The sequence below is a fragment of the Flexivirga caeni genome (assembly GCF_003724155.1).
Classification (GTDB): Bacteria; Actinomycetota; Actinomycetes; order Actinomycetales; family Dermatophilaceae; genus Flexivirga; species Flexivirga caeni.
The window spans coordinates 20,919-42,545 of the sequence record NZ_RJJQ01000024.1 but is presented as its reverse complement, the minus strand read 5'-3'; the positions used below and the strand labels follow the sequence as shown (position 1 = coordinate 42,545).

At 69.6% G+C, this 21,627-nt stretch carries 21 protein-coding genes and 1 riboswitch; of the genes, 20 read left to right on the top strand and 1 reads right to left on the bottom strand.

Annotation, left to right across the window (positions count from 1 at the left end; genetic code table 11):
- Window position 1: 1 nt before the first annotated feature.
- The 3 genes from carB to EFY87_RS18405 all read left to right on the top strand — a co-directional run bounded on the left by carB (window position 2) and on the right by EFY87_RS18405 (window position 5,146).
- Window positions 2-3,319 (top strand): carbamoyl-phosphate synthase large subunit, encoded by a 3,318-nt coding sequence (gene carB / locus EFY87_RS18415; protein ID WP_123272944.1) that lies wholly within the window; start codon window positions 2-4, stop codon window positions 3,317-3,319.
- The gene (gene pyrF / locus EFY87_RS18410) at window positions 3,316-4,203 is read left to right on the top strand and encodes an orotidine-5'-phosphate decarboxylase (protein ID WP_123272943.1); all 888 of its coding nucleotides are present in this window, start codon (window positions 3,316-3,318) and stop codon (window positions 4,201-4,203) included. Before carB ends, pyrF begins: the two co-directional genes overlap by 4 nt.
- 106 nt (window positions 4,204-4,309) lie before the next feature.
- Window positions 4,310-5,146, top strand: a complete 837-nt coding sequence (locus EFY87_RS18405) for a universal stress protein (protein ID WP_123272942.1) — start codon at window positions 4,310-4,312, stop codon at window positions 5,144-5,146.
- A 31-nt stretch (window positions 5,147-5,177) separates the two neighbouring features.
- Here EFY87_RS18405 and EFY87_RS18400 read toward each other — a convergent pair whose 3' ends face one another.
- Window positions 5,178-5,456 (bottom strand): hypothetical protein, encoded by a 279-nt coding sequence (locus EFY87_RS18400; RefSeq protein ID WP_245988748.1) that lies wholly within the window; start codon window positions 5,454-5,456, stop codon window positions 5,178-5,180.
- 132 nt (window positions 5,457-5,588) lie between these two features.
- On the opposite strand from EFY87_RS18400, the gene mihF reads away from it, so the two are divergent.
- The 17 genes from mihF (at window position 5,589) to EFY87_RS18315 (ending at window position 21,620) form a co-directional block, all read left to right on the top strand.
- Window positions 5,589-5,915 carry an integration host factor, actinobacterial type gene (mihF, locus tag EFY87_RS18395; protein WP_123272941.1) on the top strand — a complete coding sequence of 109 codons (327 nt, stop codon included), beginning with the start codon at window positions 5,589-5,591 and terminating at the stop codon, window positions 5,913-5,915.
- Window positions 5,912-6,562 (top strand): guanylate kinase, encoded by a 651-nt coding sequence (gmk, locus tag EFY87_RS18390; RefSeq protein WP_245988747.1) that lies wholly within the window; start codon window positions 5,912-5,914, stop codon window positions 6,560-6,562. Before mihF ends, gmk begins: the two co-directional genes overlap by 4 nt.
- A gap of 14 nt (window positions 6,563-6,576) precedes the next feature.
- Window positions 6,577-6,840, top strand: coding sequence for a DNA-directed RNA polymerase subunit omega (gene rpoZ, locus EFY87_RS18385; protein ID WP_123272940.1), 264 nt, complete (start codon window positions 6,577-6,579; stop codon window positions 6,838-6,840).
- Between the two features lie 92 nt (window positions 6,841-6,932).
- Window positions 6,933-8,141 carry a bifunctional phosphopantothenoylcysteine decarboxylase/phosphopantothenate--cysteine ligase CoaBC gene (coaBC, locus tag EFY87_RS18380; RefSeq protein ID WP_123272939.1) on the top strand — a complete coding sequence of 403 codons (1,209 nt, stop codon included), beginning with the start codon at window positions 6,933-6,935 and terminating at the stop codon, window positions 8,139-8,141.
- Between the two features lie 65 nt (window positions 8,142-8,206).
- Complete coding sequence (gene metK, locus EFY87_RS18375; RefSeq protein WP_123272938.1) at window positions 8,207-9,421, top strand: methionine adenosyltransferase; 1,215 nt, start codon at window positions 8,207-8,209, stop codon at window positions 9,419-9,421.
- Between the two features lie 219 nt (window positions 9,422-9,640).
- A complete protein-coding gene (locus EFY87_RS18370) occupies window positions 9,641-11,704 on the top strand; it encodes a primosomal protein N' family DNA-binding protein (protein ID WP_158607710.1) in 2,064 nt (687 codons plus the stop codon).
- Window positions 11,705-11,752: 48 nt separating this feature from the next.
- Window positions 11,753-12,424: an HAD family hydrolase gene (locus tag EFY87_RS18365; protein WP_123272960.1), complete on the top strand. Its 672-nt coding sequence runs from the start codon at window positions 11,753-11,755 to the stop codon at window positions 12,422-12,424.
- 7 nt (window positions 12,425-12,431) lie between these two features.
- Window positions 12,432-12,977, top strand: a complete 546-nt coding sequence (def, locus tag EFY87_RS18360; protein ID WP_123272937.1) for a peptide deformylase — start codon at window positions 12,432-12,434, stop codon at window positions 12,975-12,977.
- A gap of 1 nt (window position 12,978) precedes the next feature.
- Entirely contained in the window at window positions 12,979-13,908 is a 930-nt protein-coding gene (gene fmt, locus EFY87_RS18355; protein ID WP_123272936.1) for a methionyl-tRNA formyltransferase, read from the top strand.
- Window positions 13,905-15,422, top strand: a complete 1,518-nt coding sequence (locus EFY87_RS18350) for an RsmB/NOP family class I SAM-dependent RNA methyltransferase (protein ID WP_123272935.1) — start codon at window positions 13,905-13,907, stop codon at window positions 15,420-15,422. The genes fmt and EFY87_RS18350 overlap by 4 nt, the downstream gene beginning before the upstream one ends.
- Before the next feature lie 50 nt (window positions 15,423-15,472).
- Window positions 15,473-16,135 (top strand): ribulose-phosphate 3-epimerase, encoded by a 663-nt coding sequence (gene rpe, locus EFY87_RS18345; protein WP_123272934.1) that lies wholly within the window; start codon window positions 15,473-15,475, stop codon window positions 16,133-16,135.
- A gap of 166 nt (window positions 16,136-16,301) precedes the next feature.
- A riboswitch (FMN riboswitch) is annotated at window positions 16,302-16,431 on the top strand.
- A 110-nt stretch (window positions 16,432-16,541) separates the two neighbouring features.
- Window positions 16,542-17,552 carry a bifunctional diaminohydroxyphosphoribosylaminopyrimidine deaminase/5-amino-6-(5-phosphoribosylamino)uracil reductase RibD gene (gene ribD / locus EFY87_RS18340; RefSeq protein ID WP_425459373.1) on the top strand — a complete coding sequence of 337 codons (1,011 nt, stop codon included), beginning with the start codon at window positions 16,542-16,544 and terminating at the stop codon, window positions 17,550-17,552.
- A 1-nt stretch (window position 17,553) separates the two neighbouring features.
- Complete coding sequence (locus tag EFY87_RS18335; protein WP_123272932.1) at window positions 17,554-18,156, top strand: riboflavin synthase; 603 nt, start codon at window positions 17,554-17,556, stop codon at window positions 18,154-18,156.
- A complete protein-coding gene (locus tag EFY87_RS18330; protein WP_342769142.1) occupies window positions 18,153-18,860 on the top strand; it encodes a nicotinamide mononucleotide transporter family protein in 708 nt (235 codons plus the stop codon). Before EFY87_RS18335 ends, EFY87_RS18330 begins: the two co-directional genes overlap by 4 nt.
- Window positions 18,857-20,095 (top strand): GTP cyclohydrolase II, encoded by a 1,239-nt coding sequence (gene ribA, locus EFY87_RS18325; RefSeq protein ID WP_123272931.1) that lies wholly within the window; start codon window positions 18,857-18,859, stop codon window positions 20,093-20,095. Before EFY87_RS18330 ends, ribA begins: the two co-directional genes overlap by 4 nt.
- 121 nt (window positions 20,096-20,216) lie before the next feature.
- Window positions 20,217-20,705: a 6,7-dimethyl-8-ribityllumazine synthase gene (gene ribH / locus EFY87_RS18320; RefSeq protein ID WP_123272930.1), complete on the top strand. Its 489-nt coding sequence runs from the start codon at window positions 20,217-20,219 to the stop codon at window positions 20,703-20,705.
- 9 nt (window positions 20,706-20,714) lie between these two features.
- The gene (locus EFY87_RS18315; protein ID WP_123272929.1) at window positions 20,715-21,620 is read left to right on the top strand and encodes a class I SAM-dependent methyltransferase; all 906 of its coding nucleotides are present in this window, start codon (window positions 20,715-20,717) and stop codon (window positions 21,618-21,620) included.
- Window positions 21,621-21,627: the final 7 nt, after the last annotated feature.

Genomic DNA, 21,627 nt, shown 5'->3' with positions numbered 1-21,627 from the left:
CATGCCGAAGCGGGACGACATCAACAGCGTGCTGGTGATCGGGTCCGGGCCGATCGTCATCGGCCAGGCCTGCGAGTTCGACTACTCGGGCACCCAGGCCTGCCGGGTGCTGCGCGAGGAGGGGTTGCGGGTCATCCTGGTCAACTCCAACCCGGCGACGATCATGACCGACCCGGAGTTCGCGGACGCGACCTACGTCGAGCCGATCACCCCGGAGGTGGTCGAGACCATCATTGCCACGGAGCGCCCTGACGCCGTGCTGGCGACCCTCGGTGGCCAGACCGCGCTCAACACGGCGATCGCGCTGCATGAGGCGGGTGTGCTGGAGAAGTACAACTGCCCGCTGATCGGCGCGAGCGTCGAAGCGATCGAGCTGGGGGAGGACCGCGAGCGGTTCAAGGGCGTCGTCGAGCGGTGTGGCGCGGAGTCGGCGAAGTCGATCATTTGCCACACGATTGACGAATGCATCGCTGCGGCAGGGGAACTCGGCTATCCGATGGTCGTCCGGCCGTCCTTCACGATGGGAGGTCTCGGCTCCGGGTTCGCGTATGACGAGACGGACCTGCGCCGCATCGCCGGTGCCGGACTGCACGCCAGCCCGACCACCGAGGTGCTGCTGGAGGAGTCGATCCTGGGCTGGAAGGAGTACGAGCTCGAGGTCATGCGCGACCACGCCGACAACGTGGTCGTCGTGTGCTCCATCGAGAACGTCGACCCGGTTGGCGTCCACACCGGCGACTCGATCACCGTCGCCCCCGCGCTGACCCTCACCGACCGTGAATACCAGCGGATGCGCGACATCGGCATCGCCGTGATCCGCGAGGTCGGCGTCGAGACCGGCGGCTGCAACATCCAGTTCGCGATCGACCCCGAGACCGGCCGGATCATTGTCATCGAGATGAACCCGCGGGTGTCCCGATCGTCCGCATTGGCTTCCAAGGCAACGGGATTCCCGATCGCGAAGATCGCTGCGAAGATGGCGATCGGCTACACCCTCGACGAGGTGCCCAACGACATCACCCGGGAGACTCCCGCCAGTTTCGAGCCGACCCTCGACTACGTGGTGGTGAAGGTCCCGCGCTTCGCCTTCGAGAAGTTCCCGGCCGCCGACCCGACTCTCACGACGACGATGAAGTCGGTCGGCGAGGCGATGGCGATCGGCCGCAACTTCACCGAGGCGCTGCAGAAGGCGCTGCGCTCCCTGGAACGCGCCGGCGCGACCTTCCACTGGGACCCGGACAGCGCACCGAGCAAGGAGATGGGCCTGGCCCTGCTGGAGCAGGGAGGCACGCCGACCGACGGCCGGATTGTGCTGGTGCAGCAGGCACTTCGTGCCGGGCTGACCGTCGAGCAGGTCTTCGACGGCACCAAGATCGATCCGTGGTTCCTCGACCAGATCCAGCTGATCAACAAGGTGGCCGAGCTGATCGCCGACGCGGAGCAGCTGACCCCTGAGCTGCTGACGCTCGCCAAGCGGCACGGCTTCTCCGACGCCCAACTCGCCCAGCTGTCGCGGATGCCGGAGGCGGTCGTGCGCGGGCTGCGCTACGCGCTCGGCGTGCGGCCGGTCTACAAGACCGTCGACACCTGCGCGGCCGAGTTCGCGGCACAGACCCCCTACTACTACTCCAGCTACGACCAGGAGTCGGAGGTGCAGCCCCGCGAACGTCCGGCCGTGATCATCCTCGGCTCCGGCCCCAACCGGATCGGGCAGGGAGTCGAGTTCGACTACTCGTGTGTGCACGCGTCGTTTGCCTTGCAGGACAAGGAATTCGACACGATCATGGTCAACTGCAACCCGGAGACGGTGTCGACCGACTACGACACCTCGAGCCGGCTCTACTTCGAGCCGCTGACGCTGGAGGACGTGTTGGAGGTCGTGCACGCGGAGCGTGCGGCCGGGCCGATCGCCGGCGTCATCGTGCAGCTCGGCGGGCAGACGCCACTCGGCCTCGCGCAGGCGCTGAAGGATGCGGGTGTCCCGGTCGTGGGCACCACTCCCGAGGCGATCGACCTGGCCGAGGACCGTGGCGCGTTCGGGCGAGTGCTCGCCGAGGCGGGTCTGCCGTCGCCGAAGCACGGCACGGCATACAGCGCCGAGGAGGCGCTGGAGGTGGCCCGCGAGATCGGCTACCCGGTGCTGGTGCGGCCGTCATACGTGCTCGGTGGCCGCGGCATGGAGATCGTGTATGACGACGCGACCCTCACCGAATACGTCACGCGGGCGACTCGCGCGTCGGGCGACCATCCGGTGCTGGTCGACCGGTTCCTCGACGACGCGATCGAGATCGACGTCGACGCACTCTTCGACGGCACCGACATGTACCTCGGCGGCATCATGGAGCACATCGAGGAAGCCGGCATCCACTCCGGGGACTCGGCATGCACCCTGCCTCCGGTGACGCTGGGAGCCGAGGAGATCGAGCGCGTCCGCAACTCGACCCGGGCGCTGGCCGAAGGCGTTGGCGTTCGCGGGCTGATCAACGTGCAGTATGCCCTGGCGCACGACACGCTCTACGTGCTGGAGGCCAATCCCCGTGCCAGCCGGACGATTCCGTTCGTGGCGAAGGCCACTGGAGTGCCGCTCGCCAAGGCGGCCGCCCGGGTGATGCTCGGTGCGTCGATCCAGCGGCTGCGCGACGAAGGGCTGCTCCCCCCGGTCGGCGACGGCGGGATGCTGCCGCCCGGTTCGGCGATCGCGGTCAAGGAGGCGGTGCTGCCGTTCAAGCGCTTCCGGACGCGCGAGGGTGACGTGGTCGACAGTCTGCTCGGGCCGGAGATGCGCTCCACCGGCGAGGTCATGGGCTTCGACGACGACTTCGGGTCGGCCTTCGCCAAGAGCCAGCTTCTCTCGGCCACCGGTCTGCCGCGCGAGGGCTCCATCTTCGTGTCGGTCGCCAATCGCGACAAACGCGCGATGATCTTCCCGGTCAAGCGGCTCGCCGACCTCGGCTTCGACATCCTGGCAACGAGCGGTACCGCTGATGTGTTGCGGCGCAACGGGATCCAGGCTCAGGTCGTGCGCAAGCACAGCCAGGGGACGAGCAAGGGCGGCGAGCCGACCATTGTCGAGCGGATCCTCGACGGGCAGGTCGCGATGGTGGTCAACACCCCCTCCGGCCAGGGTGCGCGCGAAGACGGCTATGCCATCCGGGCCGCGACGACCAGCATGGACCGGCCGATCATCACCACCGTGCAGCAATTGGCCGCCGCGGTGCAGGGCATCGAGGCGCAGCTGGCCGGACCGTTCCGCGTCAAGCCGTTGCAGGATCATGCGCGCGACCTCGACCTCTACGCGCGCGTCCAGGAGCAGCTATGACGGGACGAAACTCGCTGGAGCCGTTCGGGATCCGGCTGGAAGCTGCCGTCGCGCTACACGGCCCGGTGTGCGTCGGCATCGACCCGCATCCGCAGCTGCTGGAGGCCTGGGACCTGCCGGTGACGGTGCAAGGGCTGCGCCTGTTCGCGGAGGTGGCGGTCGAGGCGTTCGGTGGTGCGGTTGCCCTGGTGAAGCCGCAGAGCGCCTTCTTCGAACGCTTCGGCGCTGCCGGGGTCGAGGTCCTGGAGGACGTGCTCGCCGGGCTGCGCGAGATGGAGACGCTCAGCCTGCTCGATGTGAAGCGCGGTGACATCGGCTCGACGATGCTGGCCTACGCGCAGGCCTACCTCGACGAGTCGTCGTCGCTGCGTGCTGATGCGATCACCGTCAGCCCGTTCCTCGGATTCGGTTCTCTCGCACCGGCATTCGACATTGCTCGACGCAATGGACGCGGCGTGTTCGTGCTCGCGATGACCTCCAACCCCGAGGGTGCCACCGTGCAGCACGCAACCTGGGACGGAGACACGGTCAGCGGCGCGATCATCGAGGCCGTCTCGGACGCGAACTGCCTCACACCCGCGGGCGGCTACGGCGACGTCGGCATGGTCGTCGGGGCGACGGTCGGCAAGGACATTGCCGAGCTCGGCGTCACCGAGCGGCTCGCACAGACAAGGGCACCATTGCTGGCTCCGGGGCTCGGCGCCCAGGGTGCGACTGTCGAGGACATCGCGGGTGGTTTCGGCCCGGCGAGTCACCTCGTCCTGCCCGCGACCTCCCGCGCGGTCCTGGCAGCAGGCCCGGACCCGGTCGCCCTGCGGTCGGCACTGCGCGAAGTTCAGCACGAGGCCGCAACGTTACGACCCGGCTCGTACGGCGGCGAGTAGGCACGGATAGCGTCCTCAGGGCAGAACGACCAATTACTACGAAATGTAGTAGCATGGGCGTTGTTGGGACGGAGTGCCCACTGAGTGGTGGGCCGGAGCAGAAGGAATGACGCTGATGATCGTTGTCGGGTATGACGGTTCGGAGCAATCGACCGCCGCTGTTCGGTGGGCAGCACAGGCGTCGGTGCGCAGTCGACAACCGCTGCAGATCCTGGCTGCGGTGCCGATGCCCGTGGTCTACGGCAGTGAGTTCCTCCCGGCCGACGCCCAGGGCGAATTCACCGACGAGTCCGTGGCGGTGGCCGCCGCAGGCGAGGAAGTGGCTCGCGCCGAGGGTGCGACGGATGTCGGGGCCCGCGGCGTCGTCGCGAACCCAGCACAGTCCTTGGTGGAGGCGTCGGAGGACGCCAGCCTGGTGGTGGTGGGCAGCCGGGGACACCACCAGTTCCTCGAAACCATGCTCGGTTCGGTCGGTTTCGCGCTCGCGGGGCACGCGAAGTGCCCCGCCGTGATCGTGCGGGGCGAGTCGGTGTCCCCGCTGGGCCGGGTCGTTGTTGCCTACGACGGATCAGAGGCGTCGGGGCGTGCTGTCGATTTCGCAGCGACCGCCGCGCACGACGCCGGTGCGAGCCTGCACATCGTCAGTGCCTGGGTGGATCTGGCCGGTGTCGCCGAGATCAGTGAGAACGGCGACATCATCGACGCAGTGCGGACCGATCTGGACTCGGCGCAGGAGCGGGCGCAGCAGGCGCACGCTGACCTGGAGGTGACCACTGATGCCCTGCGCGGCAACGCAGGTGCGGTCATCGCCGAGGCCGCGAACGGAGCAGGCCTGCTGGTCGTCGGCAGCCGCGGGCGCGGCGGCTTCCGGTCGCTGCTGCTCGGCTCGGTCAGCAGGCGGCTGATCACCAGCGCTCCCTGCCCGGTTGCCGTCATCCGCTGAGTGCGCCGCGGCGGGCGCGCTCACCGCACTGTCAGCGACGCCTGCCGACCAGGAAATAGGCAGCGGGCAGCAGCCCGGCCGAGTTGACCGTGGGCAACGCCACCGCCCAGAGCAGTTTCGGGCCCCGGATCTCGGACGCGGGTCGCCGGCTGAGGTCGATGAGCGCGGCTGCCTTGGCAGCGGCTTCGAGTGCCCCCACCGTGATCACCAGCCGTCGTTGCGTGGGTGACAGGTTGCGCCAGGTGCGCAACAGCCGCGACCTGGCGCGGGTGTCGACGAGGTCGATGGGGTCGGGTATGCCGGAAGTCATCCTTCACCATACCCGCCCGACCTGCACCCCTCGTTGCCGAATTGCGCGAACAGTCGCTAGGTTCGCGGGGGAGGGGCATCGTGCCCGCCGACAACCAGTTCTTGGCATCCGATGAACGCAGGAGATTGACACGTGGCCTTACCGCAATTGACGCCGGAACAGCGCGCAGAGGCACTCGCCAAGGCGGCTGCTGCGCGACGGGAACGTGCCGAGGTCAAGAATCGCCTGAAGTACGCCCAGGGTTCGCTACGCGAGGTGATTGAGGCGGGCAAGGGCAACGAGGTCATCGGCAAGATGAAGGTCTCCGCACTGCTGGAGTCGCTACCCGGCGTGGGTCGTGTCCGTGCGCGGCAGATCATGGCGGAGATCGGCATCGCCGAGACGCGGCGGGTGCGCGGCCTCGGCGCCAACCAGGTGCAGCGGCTGCTGGCTCATTTCGACGACGGACGGGATTCGTGACTGCGGACCAGGTCTCCGGCGGGACGGGTGCCCGGCGCTCCGACTGTGCGCCGCTGGTCGTGCTCGCCGGCCCGACGGCGGTCGGCAAGGGCACCGTCTCGGCATACATCCGCGAGCACTACCCCGAGGTGTGGCTGTCGGTGTCGGCGACGACCCGGCCGCCACGGCCGGGGGAGATCGACGGAAAGCACTACCACTTCATCACCCAGGAGCGATTCGACGCGATGGTCGCCGACGGCGAGTTCCTGGAGCACGCGGTCGTGCACGGGCGGGCCAGTTACGGCACGCCGCGCGGCCCGGTGCTGCAGGCCGCGGCCGAAGGGAAACTTCCGCTGCTGGAGATCGACTTGCAGGGCGCGCGCCAGGTCCGCGAGCAACTGCCCGGGGCCTACTTCGTTTTCCTGGCACCACCCAGCTGGGACGAACTCGTCCGCCGGCTGGTCGGTCGCGGCACCGAGAGCGAGGCGGAGCGCGAGGTGCGCCTCGCCACCGCGCGGCGCGAACTGGCCGCCCAGGCGGAGTTCGACACGACCATCGTCAACGACGACGTTCGGCGTGCGGCCGAGGAACTCGTACACTTGATGCAGCAGCACATCTGCGTGGTCTCCGACGGCGCCCGTGCTGACGAACAACCACCCACCGACTGAAGCGAGAATTTTTCGTGTCTGGCACCAAGGCTGCCCCCGAGGGCATCACCAACCCGCCGATCGACGACCTGCTGCAGGTCGCCGACTCCAAGTACGCGCTGGTCATCTACGGCGCCAAGCGGGCCCGGCAGATCAACGCCTACTACTCGCAGCTGTCCGAGGGCCTCCTGGAGTATGTCGGGCCGCTCGTCGACAGCCAGGTCAACGACAAGCCGCTGTCCATCGCGCTGCGCGAGATCAACGACGGCCTCCTGTCCATCGAGAAGCTCGAGGCCTGAGTTGCCCCACGAAGTTTCTCCCCCGCTGCGCTCCTCCGAATACTTCGCGGGGGCCCCGACCCCGAGCCCGGTTTCTCGGTAGTCGCCGCCTCATGCGCATCGTTCTCGGGGTCAGCGGGGGCATCGCCGCTTACAAGGCGTGTCTGCTGCTGCGCCGGTTCACCGAGGCCGGACACGACGTCACGGTCGTCCCGACCGCGGCGGCGCTGCGCTTCGTCGGCGCACCCACCTGGGCTGCCCTGTCCGGGAAGCCCGTCGCCGATGACGTGTGGACCCGCGTCGAAGAGGTCCCGCACGTGCGCCTGGGCAAGGAAGCCGACCTGGTCGTCGTCGCACCCGCCACGACCGACCTCATCGCCAAGGCGGCGCACGGCCTGGCCGACGACCTGCTCACCAATACGTTGCTGACCGCGCGCTGCCCGATCGTCCTGGCGCCCGCGATGCACACCGAGATGTGGTCGCACCCCGCAACCGTCGCCAACGTCGCGACATTGCGCGCACGCGGCGTCCACGTGATCGACCCCGACTCGGGCCGGCTCACCGGCGCCGACACCGGCCCCGGCCGACTGCCCGAACCGGACGAAATCGCTTCCTACGCTTTGGGATTGGTGCAGTCTGAGGCGGGTTCCCTTGCCGGCCGTCACGTCGTGGTGTCCGCCGGGGGCACGCGCGAGCCGATCGATCCGGTGCGTTTCATCGGCAACCGGTCGAGCGGGAAACAGGGCTACGCCCTCGCCGCTGTCGCCGCCGAGCGGGGCGCGCGCGTCACGCTGGTGAGCGCCAACGCGTCGCTGCCGGCACCCGCCGGAGTCGAGGTGGTCGAGGTGGAGACCACGGTGCAGCTGCAGGACGCAGTGACCGCGGCCGGCAAGGACGCGGACGTGATCGTGATGGCGGCGGCCCCCGCCGACTACCGCTCGGCAGCATACGCCGACCACAAGATCAAGAAGTCCGGCACCGGCGATGACCTAGTGCTGCGGTTCGCCGAGACCCCCGACATCGTGCGCGGCCTGGTCGCCGCGCGCGGCACGGCCACGACACCGCTGATCGTCAGCTTCGCCGCGGAGACGGGCGACGCAACCGCATCGGTGCTGGACCATGCGCGGGCGAAATTCGCCCGTAAAGGCAGCGACCTGCAGGTCGTCAACGAGGTCGGGCCCGGAATCACTTTCGGGCAGGACACCTCCGCCATACACATTCTGAGCCGGGACGGCGGGGAGCACCAGGTCGGTCCGGCCGACAAGGTGACGCTCGCCGCAGCCGTCTGGGATGCCGTCGAGGCGCGGCTCACCACCGGCTAAGATCCAAAGCGGCCCGCGACATCACCGGGCCAGCCAGCAGCCGCTGCACATATAAGGAGCAACCTGTGGCACGTTTGTTCACCTCCGAGTCCGTCACCGAGGGACACCCCGACAAGATCTGCGACCAGATCAGCGACGCGATCCTGGACGCCATGCTGGCGGACGACCCCACCTCGCGGGTCGCGGTCGAGACGATGGTGACCACCGGCCTGGTGCACGTCGCCGGCGAGGTCCGCACCCAGAGCTACGTCCCGATCGCGCAGCTGGTGCGCGACACCATCGTGGAGATCGGCTACGACTCGTCGCTGAAGGGTTTCGACGGCGCATCCTGTGGCGTTTCGATCTCCATCGGCGAGCAGTCCGCAGACATCGCGCAGGGCGTCGACACCGCGCACGAGCACCGCGCCGAGGGCGGCACCGACGCGCTCGACAGCCAGGGCGCGGGCGACCAGGGCCTGATGTTCGGCTACGCCTGCTCCGACACGGCCGAGCTGATGCCGTTGCCGATCTTCCTCGCGCACCGGCTCGCCGAGCGGCTGACCAGCGTCCGCAAGAGCGGCGAGTTGGCCTATCTGCGGCCGGACGGCAAGACGCAGGTCACCATCAGCTATGACGGTGACAAGGCGGTCCGGCTGGACACGGTCGTCCTCTCGACCCAGCACGCGCCCAACATCTCGCTCGAAGGCATGCTCGAGCCGGACATCGACACTCACGTCATCAAGCCGGTGCTGGAAGAACTCGCGGCGACCGGCAACACCCTGGACACCTCGTCCTACCGCAAGCTGATCAACCCGACCGGCAAGTTCGAGATCGGCGGCCCGATGGGCGACGCCGGACTGACCGGCCGCAAGATCATCGTCGACACCTACGGCGGTATGGCGCGCCACGGCGGCGGCGCCTTCTCCGGCAAGGATCCCTCGAAGGTCGACCGGTCCGCGGCATACGCCATGCGGTGGGTCGCCAAGAACGTCGTCGCCGCCGGCCTCGCCGAACGCTGCGAAGTGCAGGTGGCCTACGCGATCGGCAAGGCCCAGCCCGTCGGCCTGTATGTCGAGACGTTCGGCACCGAAACCAAGCCGCTGGACAAGATCCAGGACGCCATCACGAAGGTCTTCGACCTGCGCCCGGCCGCGATCGTCGAGGAGCTGGACCTGCTCCGGCCGATCTACCAGCCGACTGCGGCATACGGTCACTTCGGGCGCACCAAGGCCGACGGCGTCGAAGGCGCCTTCACCTGGGAGCGCACCGACCGAGTGGAGCAACTGCGGAGCAGTATCTGATTGCTGCGACTCCTCGCAAGACAGCGCCGAGCCCGGTCGAACACGTTCGACCGGGCTCGGCGCTGTCTTGGTCGTCGTCTGCGCGCGGGCTGGCTGGTGGGGTGCTGGGGTTGGTCTGCGCTGGTCGCGGCGCTGAGTCGAACGAGGCTCCGCCGCTGACCGGCGGATGCGCTGGGCACGACGCATGCTGTGTCCGACGGGTCGCGTATAAACGTGGGCATGCAACCGTCCGACGAGCAGCTGCAGCTGGTGCACGCGGCAGTGCCGCGGCAGGCCGAGCGGGTGGCGGCGACCCCGGACCTGCCGCAGGTGCCGCAGCCAGTCGCTCGCGTGGTGCTGGATGTCCCGCTGGCGCATCTGGATCGGCCGTTCGAATATGCGGTGCCCGCCGAACTGGCTCCGGCCGCGGTGCCCGGCACGCGGGTCAAGGTCCGGTTCGCCGGCAAGGACGTCTCCGGATTCGTGATCGCGCGCACCGACGTCCCGGAGCACACTGGCAAGCTCACCCGGCTGCGCCGGGTGGTCAGCCCGGAACCGGTGCTGACGCCCGCCGTGCTGGCGGCGGCGCGCACCATCGCCGACCATTACGCCGGGTCACTCGCCGACGTGCTCCGGCTCGCGGTGCCGCCCCGGCATGCGGGCGCGGAGAAGGCGCTCGACGCGAAGGACGCGCCACACCGGCAGCGGCCGACAGTCGGCAAATCCGTTGCCTGGCAACGATATCCGGCAGGGGATGCCTTCCTGCACCGAGTGGCCACCGGCGACGCTCCAGCAGCCTCCTGGCTGGCCGCGCCGACCGTGGACCCTGTCCTCGACTGGCCTGCGGCACTCGCCGAGGCGGCACATGCGGCCCTGGCCGGTGACCGCGGCGCGCTGATCGTGGTGCCCGATCACCGTGACCTGGACCGGCTCGAGGCGGCCGTCGTGGGGGAGCTGGGCGACGGGCAGCATGTGCGGCTCACCGCCGAGCAGGGACCCCAGGCTCGCTACACCGCGTGGCTGAAGGTGCTGCGCGGACACGTGCGGTGTGTGATCGGCACGCGTGCCGCCGCCTGGGCACCCGTCCGTGACCTCGGGCTGCTGGCCTGCTGGGACGACGGCGACGACCTGCTGGCGGAGCCGCGCTCGCCATACCCGCAGACGCGCGAGGTGCTGCGGGTGCGGGCGGTGCGGGAGCGGGCAGCGTTGCTGCTCGGTGGTTTTGCGCGATCGGTGCCGGTGCAGGCATGGCTGGAGAGCGGCGCGGTGCGCGACGTCAGCACCCGCACGTCGCCCGCGAACGTGCCGCGGGTGGTCGTCGCCGGCGACGAGCGGGAAGTCGAGCGGGCGGGCGCCGCCGCGCACTCTCATCTACCACCTGTTGCCTGGTCGACCGCGCACGCGGCGCTCGCCGACGGCCCGGTGCTGGTCCAGGTGCCCCGCCGCGGATATCTGCCCACCCTGCGATGCGGACAGTGCCGGCAGGTCGCCCGGTGTCCCGAGTGCCACGGCCCGCTCGGGCTCCCGGCACCCACCGCTCCCGCGACCTGTCGCTGGTGCGCTCGCGAGGCGACGCCATGGCGATGCCCCGACTGCTACGCGACGAGTCTGCGCGCGGCAGTGATCGGCGCGCGCCGGACCGCCGAGGAACTCGGCCGGGCCTTTCCGGGCACGCCTGTCATCCGGTCCGGTGCAGGCGAGGTGCTCGGCAGCGTCGGGGCCCAGCCGAGGCTCGTCATCGCGACCCCGGGCGCGGAGCCCGTGGCCGAAACAGGTTATGCCGCCACGCTATTGCTCGACGCCTGGGCGTTGCTCGATCGCGCGGCGCTGGACGCGGGCGAGGAGACCGTGCGGCGCTGGCTAGCAGCTGCGGCACTCACTCGTGCCGCGTCCGACGGTGGCGCGGTCGTGATCTGTGGCGCAGCCCCGGGCGTCACGCTCGCACCGGTCGAAGCGGTGGCGCGCTGGGCGCCCGCGACCTTTGCCGAGCGGGAGCTCGCCGCCCGACGGGAGCTCGACCTGCCGCCCGCCGCGTGGATGACCCTGCTCACCGGCGAGCTGGCCGACCTGGAGGCGTTCGCGGCAGCCACCCGGCACGCCGTGCACGACGACGTGCCGTTGGAGACGCTCGGACCGATGCCGGCACCGGGTGGGCAGCCCGGCACCGCACTGCTGCTGCGAACCTCGCGCGACCACGCAGACGCGGCTGCGCGGGCCGTGTCAGCTGCACGCGCCATCCGCAGTGCGCGCAAGCTGCCCGGCACCGTGACGGTTCGGGTCGAACCCAGCGGCGCCTACCTGTAGGCGGACCCGCAAGTCCTACGCGGCTGCGGCGTCGCTAGTGTCTGAGTGGTGACCCAGCAGCAGACCGAGCGCTCCACTGACCGCGATCTCGATCCGTCGCCGGTCGACGCGGTCGTCTTCGACCTGGGCAACGTGCTCATCCAGTGGGACCCCGCTCCGGCGATCGCCGCGGGCGTCGGCGAAGAGCGCGCGCGGGCCTTCCTGACGTGCGGCGAGTTCGATTTCCACGCCTGGAATCACGCGCAGGATTCCGGCCGCACCTTCGCCGACGGAGAGGCTGAGGCCACCGCGGCATACCCGCACCTTGCGGACGAGATCCGTTCGTACCGTGCGAATTTCGCCGCATCGCTCCGTGGCCCCATCGACGGGACGGTCGCCATACTCAAGCAGCTGCACGCCGCGCAGATCCCGCTGGTCGCGCTCACCAACTGGTCCGCGGAGACCTTCCCGATCGCCCTGGACACGTTTGACTTCCTCGACCTCTTCGAGGACATCGTGGTGTCCGGCGAGGAGGGCGTCGCCAAGCCGGACCCGGAGATCTTCGAGGAGCTCGAAGACCGCATCCGCCATCTCGGCAGTCTGGACGACTGCATCTTTATCGACGACAGCCTGGCCAACGTGCAGGCCGCCACCGCCGCCGGCATGGACGCGATCGCGTTCACCAGCGCCGAGGAACTGCGGGCGGATCTGCTGGTGCGTGGACTTCCGGTCGGGCAGTAGGAGTTTCATGTCGATCACCCCCATCCGGCTGTATGGCGACCCGGTGCTGCGCACCCCCGCCGCGCCCGTCACCGTCTTCGACAAGGAGCTGCGCACTCTCGTGCAGGACCTGACCGAGACAATGCTGGACGCACCCGGCGCAGGGCTCGCCGCGCCGCAGCTGGGCGTCGGGCTGCGCGTCTTCACCTACTACGTCGACGGCGAGGTCGGCCATCTGGTCAACCCCGACCTGGACCTGTCCCGTGAGCAGGAGACCGACGACGAGGGCTGCCTGTCGATCCCGGACTTCTCCTGGCCGACCCCACGCGCGCTCTCGGTGGTCGCGCACGGCGTCGACATGTATGGCGAGCCCGTCATGCTCGAAGGCAGTCACCTGCTGGCACGCTGCATCCAGCACGAAACCGACCACCTCGACGGCGTGCTGTTCATCGACCGGCTGGACAAGGAGCAGCGTCGCCTGGCGCTGAAGGAGATTCGTGCCGCCGAATGGGCCGGGCTGCCCGGTCCGATCATCCGCGACAGCCCGCACGCGAACCCCTCTTACGGAGCCTGAGATGCGCGTCGTCTTCGCCGGCACCCCGGAAGCCGCGCTGCCGAGCCTGCGGGCCATTGCCGCATCCCCGCACGAGCTGGTCGGTGTCGTCACTCGCCCCGACGCGCCGGCCGGCCGCGGTCGCACGCTGCGCCCGTCGCCCGTGGCCGCGGTCGCGGCTGAGTTCGGCCTGCCGGTGCTGAAACCACGCTCCGCCAAGGAGCCCGGGTTCGCGGTCGAGCTCGCGCAGTTGGAGCCCGACGTATGCCCGGTGGTGGCTTACGGCTCGATCGTGCCGCGCCCGGTGCTGGACGTGCCGCGCTTCGGCTGGGTCAACCTGCACTTCTCGCTGCTGCCCGCGTGGCGCGGTGCGGCGCCGGTGCAGCACGCGATCCTGCACGGCGACGAGGTGACCGGTGCAACGGCGTTTCTGCTGGAGGAAGGCATGGACACCGGTCCGATCCTGGGCACGATGACCGAGACGATCCGCCCGACGGACACCAGTGGCGACCTGCTCGGCCGGCTGGCCGACGCCGGCGCCGGGTTGCTCGTGGCCGCCCTGGACGGGCTGGAGAACGGTGCGATCACGCCGGTGCCGCAGCCTGCCGATGGTGTGTCACTCGCCCCGAAACTCACCGTTGCCGATGGCGAAATCCGTTGGCAGGAGCCGGCATTCGCGATCGACCGGCGTGTGCGCGGCTGCACGCCGGCGCCGGGTGCGTGGACGACCTTCCGTGGTGCACGGCTCAAGGTGATCCGGGCGGAACCACGCGCGCCCGAGGACGTGGCCCTCGCGCCGGGTGCGCTGCACGCGACCAAGAACGCGGTGTATGCCGGGACCGGCACGGGCGCCATACGCCTGGACACGGTGCAACCGCATGGCAAGAAGGCAATGCCGGCAGCAGACTGGGCACGTGGTGTGCGTGTCGCAGAAGGAGAGACCCTCGCGTGAACGATGAACAGCAGCGCGGCGGCTACCGCGACGAGCGCGGCCGGCAGCGACCGGAGTCCCGCCGGGCCGGCGGCAAGAACCGCACGGCCGTGCGACCCGCGGATCGCCGCCGCGGAGGTGACCCGACCCGCAAGGCCGCCTGGCAGGTCAGTCGTGCGGTGGCAGGTGGCGCCTACGCCAACCTGGAACTGCCGAAGGTGTTGCGGGCGGCCGGATTGCACGGCCGGGACGCGGCGTTCGCGACCGAGCTGACGTATGGCGCGATCCGGATGCGCGGCCTCTACGACGCGATCATCGAGTTCGCCTCCGGTCGCCCGGTCAGCCAGATCGACCCGCCTGTGCTGGACACACTGCGGCTGGGCGCCCACCAGATCCTCGGGATGCGGGTGCCGCCGCACGCCGCCGCGTCCGAGACGGTCGCGCTCGCTCGCGAGGTGAACGGCACGGGTGCCTCGGGTTTCGTCAACGCCGTGCTGCGGCGGATCACCGAGCGCACCCGCGAGGAATGGATCCGCGAGGTCACCGCCGGCCGGCCACGGGACGAAGCGCTCGCGGTCGAGCACTCGCACCCTGCCTGGGTGGTGCGCGCATTGCGGGGCTCGCTGCGTTCGGGGGGCGTCACCGACGAGGCGCACCTCGAGGATGCTCTGGTCGCGCTGCTGGAAGCCGACAACGCGGCGCCCGCGGTCTCGCTGGTCGCCCGGCCGGGGCTGGCGACGGTGGCCGAGCTGGTCGAGGCGGGCGCCGAGGCGTCACAGCTGTCACCGGTGGGGGCGGTCCTGCCCGGCGGAGATCCCGCCGACATACCCGCAGTGCGGCAGACCCGCGCAGCGGTGCAGGACGAGGGTTCGCAACTGGTGGCGCTCGCGCTTGCGGCGGCGCCCCGGGATGGCGACGGCCCACAGGAGTGGCTCGACCTGTGCGCCGGGCCGGGCGGGAAAGCCGCTCTGCTGGCAGCACTTTCGACTTCTCAGCAGAACGTGACGGTCTTCGTCAACGAGGTGAACGAGCACCGGACCGAGCTGGTCCGGCGCACCATGCGTGCCGCAATCGACGCGGGCGCCGAAGTGATGATCGGCACCGGTGACGGGCGCGAGCTGGGTGCCGAGGAACCGGACACCTACGACCGGATCCTCGTCGACGCGCCCTGCACCGGGCTCGGCGCGCTGCGTCGCCGTCCGGAGGCACGATGGCGCCGCACACCCGCTGATGTGGGCGAGCTGACGGCGATCCAGGCCGAGTTGCTGGCCTCGGCACTGGATGCGGCCAAGCCGGGTGGAGTCGTCGCCTATGTGACCTGTAGCCCGCACGTCGCGGAGACCACGGCGGTGGTCGACTCGGTGACCGAAGGGCGAGGCGACGCGACCGTCGAGGACGCGCGCGGACTGTTCCGGGACGCGTCCGGCTCGCAGATCAGCGACCTCGGCGACGGCCCGACGGTGCAGCTGTGGCCGCACGTGCATGGCACCGACGCCATGTTCTTCGCACTGCTGCGCAAGACTGTGACGAGCTGAAAACCACACGACCACAACGGCATTCACCACCTGAGAGCTTTGGAGGAAGCGTGCTGATCGCACCAAGCATCCTGTCGGCCGATTTCGCCAACCTGGAGCGTGATCTGCAGCGCATCGCGAATGCCGACTGGGCGCACGTGGATGTCATGGACAACCATTTCGTGCCCAACCTCACCCTCGGATTGCCGATCGTCGAAGCACTGCTGCGGGTGACGCCGATCCCGCTCGACTGCCATCTGATGATCGACGACCCTGATCGGTGGGCGCCGGCGTATGCGGAGGCCGGCGCGCACAGCGTGACCTTCCACATCGAGGCGGCGCACGATCCGCGCAAGCTCGCCGCGGATCTGCGGGCTGCCGGCGCCCGGTCGTGTATGGCGCTCAAGCCCGGCACGCCGTTTGCGCCGTACGAGGAGCTGCTCGACGTCGTCGACATGGTGCTGGTGATGACCGTCGAGCCCGGCTTTGGTGGGCAGAGCTTCATGGCCGATCAGCTGCCGAAGGTGCGCCAGGTGCGCGAAGCGGTGGCGCGGCGCGGCGGCGAGATCCTCATCGAGGTCGACGGGGGAGTCTCGGCTGCCACGATCGAGCAATGTGCGGAGGCCGGTGCTGACGTATTCGTCGCGGGCTCAGCGGTGTACGGCGCCGAGGATGCGGCCGCGGCCGTGGATCAGCTGCGCGACCTCGCAACTGCCTGCGCGCACCCCTCCTGATCGAGAGGTACACAACCGTCTCGAGCGGCACAGAAAAACGGGCCCATTAAGTGTGCCGGTCAATGCAGATGTGTGCCGCTCGATCGGGTGTGGTGGAGCGTCGGTCGGCCGACAGGTGGGTGATGCTGGCGGGGAGCGGGCTTGACGGCTGTGTCAGAATGGTTGCGAACGTGCTCCGGGGTCGGTGAAATTCCGAGCCGGCGGTGATAGTCCGCGACCCGGCTGCTTCGGCAGTCGGCTGACCTGGTGGAACTCCAGGACCGACGGTTACAGTCCGGATGGGAGGCAGCACGTCAGGCGTGCCCTCGGGCACGTCTGAGGCGGCGACGACACCGATGCCGGTGTCTTCCGCAATCGCCCGTCACCCCCGGAGCCGGTGAGACCGGACCGGAAGGAGTGGCGAGCGGTGCCAACACCCGCAGCTTTCGAGCAGCCGATGCGTGCTGCCCTCGATCTCGCCGTCCGTGGCCCGATCGCCGATGCCAACCCGCGGGTCGGCTGCGTCATCGAACGCGACGGCATCGTCGTCGGTCGCGGCTGGCATGCCGGTGCCGGCACGCCGCACGCCGAAGTGATCGCGCTCGCTGAGGCGGGTGAGCGGGCGAAGGGCGCCACGGCATACGTCACCCTGGAGCCGTGTGCGCACCAGGGCCGGACTGGCCCGTGCACCGAGGCGCTCCGAGCCGCAGGCGTGGCCCGGGTCGTCTTCGGCCAGGGGGACCCCAACCCGGCGGCGCGCGGGGGAGCGGCACTGCTTCGCGACAGCGGAGTCGAGGTGTATGGCGGAGTGCTGGCTCCGGAGGCTGAAGCTCTCAACCCCGCCTGGACTTTTGCCGTCACGCACGAACGGCCTTGGGTGACCTGGAAATTCGCGATGAGCCTGGACGGCCGGACGGCTGCCCTCGACGGCACCAGCCAGTGGATCAGCAACGAGCGGTCCCGGGCCGATGTGCATGAGTTGCGCCGGCGAGTCGGCGCGATCGTGGTGGGCACCGGCACGGCGCTCGCCGATGATCCGCGACTCACGGCACGCACGGCGGATGGTGCGACCCTCGGCTGGCAGCCACTGCGGGTGGTCGTCGGCGATCGCGAGCTTCCGGCAGCCGCACACGTCCTGGACGGCGCAGCCCCGACTGTGCAGCTGCGGACTCACGATCCCGCTGTCGTGCTCCGGGAGTTGCACGCCCGCGACATCCGGTCCGTGCTGCTCGAAGGCGGGCCGATGCTGGCCGCCGCGTTCCTGCGGGCCGGCGTGATCGACGAGGCGATCGTCTACGCCGCCCCGCTCCTGCTCGGCGCAGGTGCCCCCGCAGTCGCCGACTTCGGCGTGCGCACGCTCGCGGACGCCCCGACCTGGACCCTGCACGACCTGGTGCGGATCGATGACGACCTACGCCTCACCTATCGGAGGAAGTGACATGTTCACCGGCATTGTCGAAGAGCTGGGCACAGCGAAAGACCTGGTGCGCCAAGGGGATTCCGCTCAACTGACGCTGCAGGCAAACCACGTCCTCGACGGCGTCCAGCACGGTGCGTCGATCGCGGTCAACGGTGTCTGCCTGACCGTGGTCGGCCACGACGCCGAAGAATTCACCGTCGACGTGATGGCCGAGACTCTCGACCGCAGCAGCCTGGGCGCACTCGTTCCCGGAGGACACGTCAACCTCGAACGCGCGGTCCGGGCTGACGGGCGGCTGGACGGTCACATCGTGCAGGGACACGTCGACGGCGTCGTCGAGGTGCAGGACCGCACCGAGCACGAGCACTGGACCGAGCTGCGGCTGTCGCTGCCGGAGCGGCTCGCGTCATACGTCGCGGAGAAGGGGTCGGTCGCGCTCGACGGGGTTTCGCTGACCGTGGCGGGCGTGCGCGACGACAGCTTCACGGTGTGCCTGATCCCGACGACGCTGGCGCTGACGACCTTCGGCGAGCGAGCCGTCGGGGACCCGGTGAACATCGAGGTGGACGTCCTGGCCAAGTACGTGGAGCGCATGCTCGGTGTGCAGGGAGGGCAGCGGTGAACTGGTTCGAGTGGATGGCGCAGGCGTCACAGCGCATCGGGAATGAGGAAGTCCTCTGGACCGAGATTATCGGCAATCTCTTCGGACTCGGCTCTGCGATCGGCGGCATGCGGCGCAAGGTCTGGGCGTGGCCAATCGGCATCGTGGGCAATGCTCTGCTGTTCGTCGTCTTCTTCGGATTCGGTGCGACCAATGGCGGCGATCACGTCATGTACGGCCAGGCCGGCCGTCAGGTCTTCTTCATCATTACCTCTGTCTACGGGTGGTGGGCCTGGTTGCGCACCCGGAACAGCGCCGGTCAGGACACCCCGGCAGTGCAACCACGGTGGGCGACCGGCGCGGAGCGGCTCGGTTATGTGGGGTTCTGGATTGTCGGTGTCTTGGTGTGCCAGTGGTTGTCGCGTCTCATCGGCGTCGGCTGGTCGCCTCCGGGTTGGTACTTCTGGGCCGATGCCTGGATCTTCGTCGGGTCCATCGTCGCCACCTACGCGATGGCGCGTGGCTGGACCGACTTCTGGCTGGCGTGGATCGCCGTCGACCTGGTGGGCGTGCCGGAACTCATCTACTTCAAGCACTACCCGTCAGCCGTCCTGTATGCCGTCTACGCATGCTTCGTGATCTGGGGCTTCTTCGTCTGGTTGCGCATCACCCGCCAGTCGTCCGAGAGCACCGCACCTACTCCGACCAAGGCGGTAGCGACATGACCGACACCATCGAGACCGCACTCGCCGAAATCGCAGCCGGCAGACCGGTGCTCGTCGCCGACGACGCCGACCGGGAGAACGAGGTCGACCTCGTGATGGCGGCGCAGCACGCCGATGCACGCTGGGTCGGCTGGGCCGTGCGGCACGGGTCAGGCGTCATCTGCGCACCGATCACGCACGCGATCGCGGACCGGCTCGACCTGCCGCCGATGGTGCGCGACAACCAGGACCCGAAGGGGACGGCATACACGGTCTCGGTCGACGCAACGGGCCTGACGACCGGCATCAGCGCTGCCGAACGTGCGAAAACGCTTGCGGCGCTGGCCGACCCGGCGTCGGAGGTGGTCGACTTCACCCGTCCAGGCCATGTCTTCCCGCTGCGTGCGCGCGACGGCGGGGTGCTGGAGCGCGCCGGACACACGGAGGCCGCGGTGGATCTGGCGCGGCTGGCGGGTTGCGCGCCGGTGGGTGCGATCGTCGAACTGGTCCATGACGACGGGTCGATGATGCGGCTGCGCGACGCGGAGTTGCTCGCTGCGCGCGAGCGGCTGGCGGTGATCACGATCGAGGACCTGGTCGTATGGCGCAGGCGTCACGACCGGGTGGTCTGCCAGGCGCGGACGAAGCTGCCGACACCGAACGGCACCTTCACGATGTTCGGCTACCACGACCTGCTGACCGGTCACGATCACGTCGCGCTCGTGTCGCAGCACGGCATACCGACGGAATCGCCTGTGGTGCGGGTGCATTCGGAGTGCCTGACGGGCGACGCATTCGGCTCCGCGCGGTGCGACTGCGGGCCGCAGCTCGCCGAGTCGCTGCGCCTGATCGGCGCCGAGGGTGGCGTGCTGATCTATCTGCGCGGGCACGAGGGGCGTGGGGTGGGGTTGCTCGACAAGCTGCGCGCCTACGAGTTGCAGGACGCCGGACTCGACACCGTGGACGCGCAGACCGAGCTCGGGCTGCCGGTCGACGACCGCGAGTTCGGTGCGGCTGCAGCGATCCTGCGCGATCTCGGTGTCACGTCGTTGCGGCTGCTGACGAACAACCCGCAGAAGGAGACGCAGCTGGCGGCGCTGGGATTGACGGTCGAGCGGGTGCCGCTGCTCACCGGTCGCACGGTCAACAACAGTCGCTATCTCGACACCAAACGGGACCGGCTGGGCCACCGGCTGGGTGACGCGGGAGCGAGTCCATCGGTGGCCTATTCCACGAGTAGGAAGGACCCGGCATGAGCGGAGCGACCAAAGAACACGGGGGCGAACGACGGAACCCGACGAAGGAAGGACCCGTCGTGAGCGGAGCGACCAAAGAACACGGGGCGAACGACGGAACCCGACGAAGGAGGGGGCCGTCGTGAGCGGAGAGGGAGCACCGGTGACGGTGGCGGATGGGTCAGGGCTGCGGGTGGCGATCGTCGCCGCGTCGTGGCACGAGCAGGTCATGAACGGCCTGGTCGATGGTGCGCAGCGCGGACTGACGGCGTGCGGGATCGAGGGGGCGCCGCTGATCCGGGTGCCCGGCACGTTCGAGCTGTCGGTCGCGTGCGCCCGCCTCGCCCCGTCGTATGACGCCCTCGTCGCGCTCGGCGTCGTGATCCGCGGTGGCACACCGCATTTCGACTATGTGTGTGCGGCGGCCACCACGGGACTGACTGAGGTCTCGGTGCGCACCGGCACGCCGGTCGGCTTCGGGGTGCTGACGTGCGACGACGATGCGCAGGCGCTCGACCGCGCCGGGCTGCCGGGATCGGCCGAGGACAAGGGGTTTGAGGCGGCGACAGCTGCTGTTGCCACCGCGGTGACGCTCGCCGGGACTGAGGCGCCGTCCAGCGGCGAAGGTTAACCTGCGGCGATGATTCCGGGTAAGCCGAGCCGCACGGCCTGGTCGGCTGCCATGCATCGGGCAGCACACCAGATCGTCGACCGAGCAAGCGTTTTCGACGATCCGATGGCGGTGCCGATGACCGGGTGGTCACGGCGCCGCATCGAGCAGGACGTCGCGCGGCATCCCGAGCGGCGCGGGATGCGCTTCTTCATCGCGTCGCGCCACCAGTTCGCGCGTGACGTCGTGCGCCGCGCGGCCGAACGTGCCGGCGATCCGGTCCAGGTCGTGGTGCTCGGTGCGGGGCTGGACACCACGGCATACCGAGGCGGTCCTGAATCCGACGACGTGGTGCGGGTTTTCGAGGTCGACCATCCCGCGACCGGCGCGTGGAAACGGGAGCATCTGACGCGCGAAGGCATCTTTCCCACGCTGCCCGTCGCATACGTCGGCGTCGACTTCGAGACGCAGTCGGTGCACGCTGCGCTGCAGTCGGCCGGCCTTGACCCGGCCAGGCCGGTGGTCGTCGTCTGGCTCGGCGTCCTCGTCTATCTCACGAGGCCCGCGATCGAGGCGACTGTCTCCGAACTGTCCGGACTTGCGACGGCTCCGGTGGATCTCGTCTTCGACTACCCCGAACCGACCGAGGACCTCAGCGGGCGCGTCGCGCAGGTCCGAGCCGCGCGCGCCAGCCGAGTGGCTGCTCTCGGCGAGCCGTGGCTGTCGTCATACACACCGGAGGAGATGCGCTGCCTGCTCGCCGATCGCGGCTTCGCGGCGGTCGAGGACCTGGCGACCGCCGACTGGATCGAGCGCTACTTCGGGGTGCGGCGCCCTGCAGCCGGAGCCGGCGCGCATCTGCTGCACGCGGTCACGGGCGCTGCGCGGCGTTCGGGGAGTGGTCCGGGTCGCCGGACGCGGGCCGGCAGCAACTAGCCTTGAC

Bases quoted from the DNA above. Each gene is read 5' to 3' on its own strand.
- pyrF (WP_123272943.1), top strand. From the start codon at position 3,316: ATGACGGGACGAAACTCGCTGGAGCCGTTCGGGATCCGGCTGGAAGCT.
- fmt (WP_123272936.1), top strand. From the start codon at position 12,979: ATGCGCGTCGTCTTCGCCGGCACCCCGGAAGCCGCGCTGCCGAGCCTG.
- def (WP_123272937.1), top strand. From the start codon at position 12,432: ATGTCGATCACCCCCATCCGGCTGTATGGCGACCCGGTGCTGCGCACC.
- EFY87_RS18405 (WP_123272942.1), top strand. From the start codon at position 4,310: ATGACGCTGATGATCGTTGTCGGGTATGACGGTTCGGAGCAATCGACC.
- EFY87_RS18370 (WP_158607710.1), top strand. From the start codon at position 9,641: ATGCAACCGTCCGACGAGCAGCTGCAGCTGGTGCACGCGGCAGTGCCG.
- carB (WP_123272944.1), top strand. From the start codon at position 2: ATGCCGAAGCGGGACGACATCAACAGCGTGCTGGTGATCGGGTCCGGG.
- EFY87_RS18400 (WP_245988748.1), bottom strand. From the start codon at position 5,456: ATGACTTCCGGCATACCCGACCCCATCGACCTCGTCGACACCCGCGCC.
- EFY87_RS18335 (WP_123272932.1), top strand. From the start codon at position 17,554: ATGTTCACCGGCATTGTCGAAGAGCTGGGCACAGCGAAAGACCTGGTG.
- coaBC (WP_123272939.1), top strand. From the start codon at position 6,933: ATGCGCATCGTTCTCGGGGTCAGCGGGGGCATCGCCGCTTACAAGGCG.
- EFY87_RS18315 (WP_123272929.1), top strand. From the start codon at position 20,715: ATGATTCCGGGTAAGCCGAGCCGCACGGCCTGGTCGGCTGCCATGCAT.
- ribA (WP_123272931.1), top strand. From the start codon at position 18,857: ATGACCGACACCATCGAGACCGCACTCGCCGAAATCGCAGCCGGCAGA.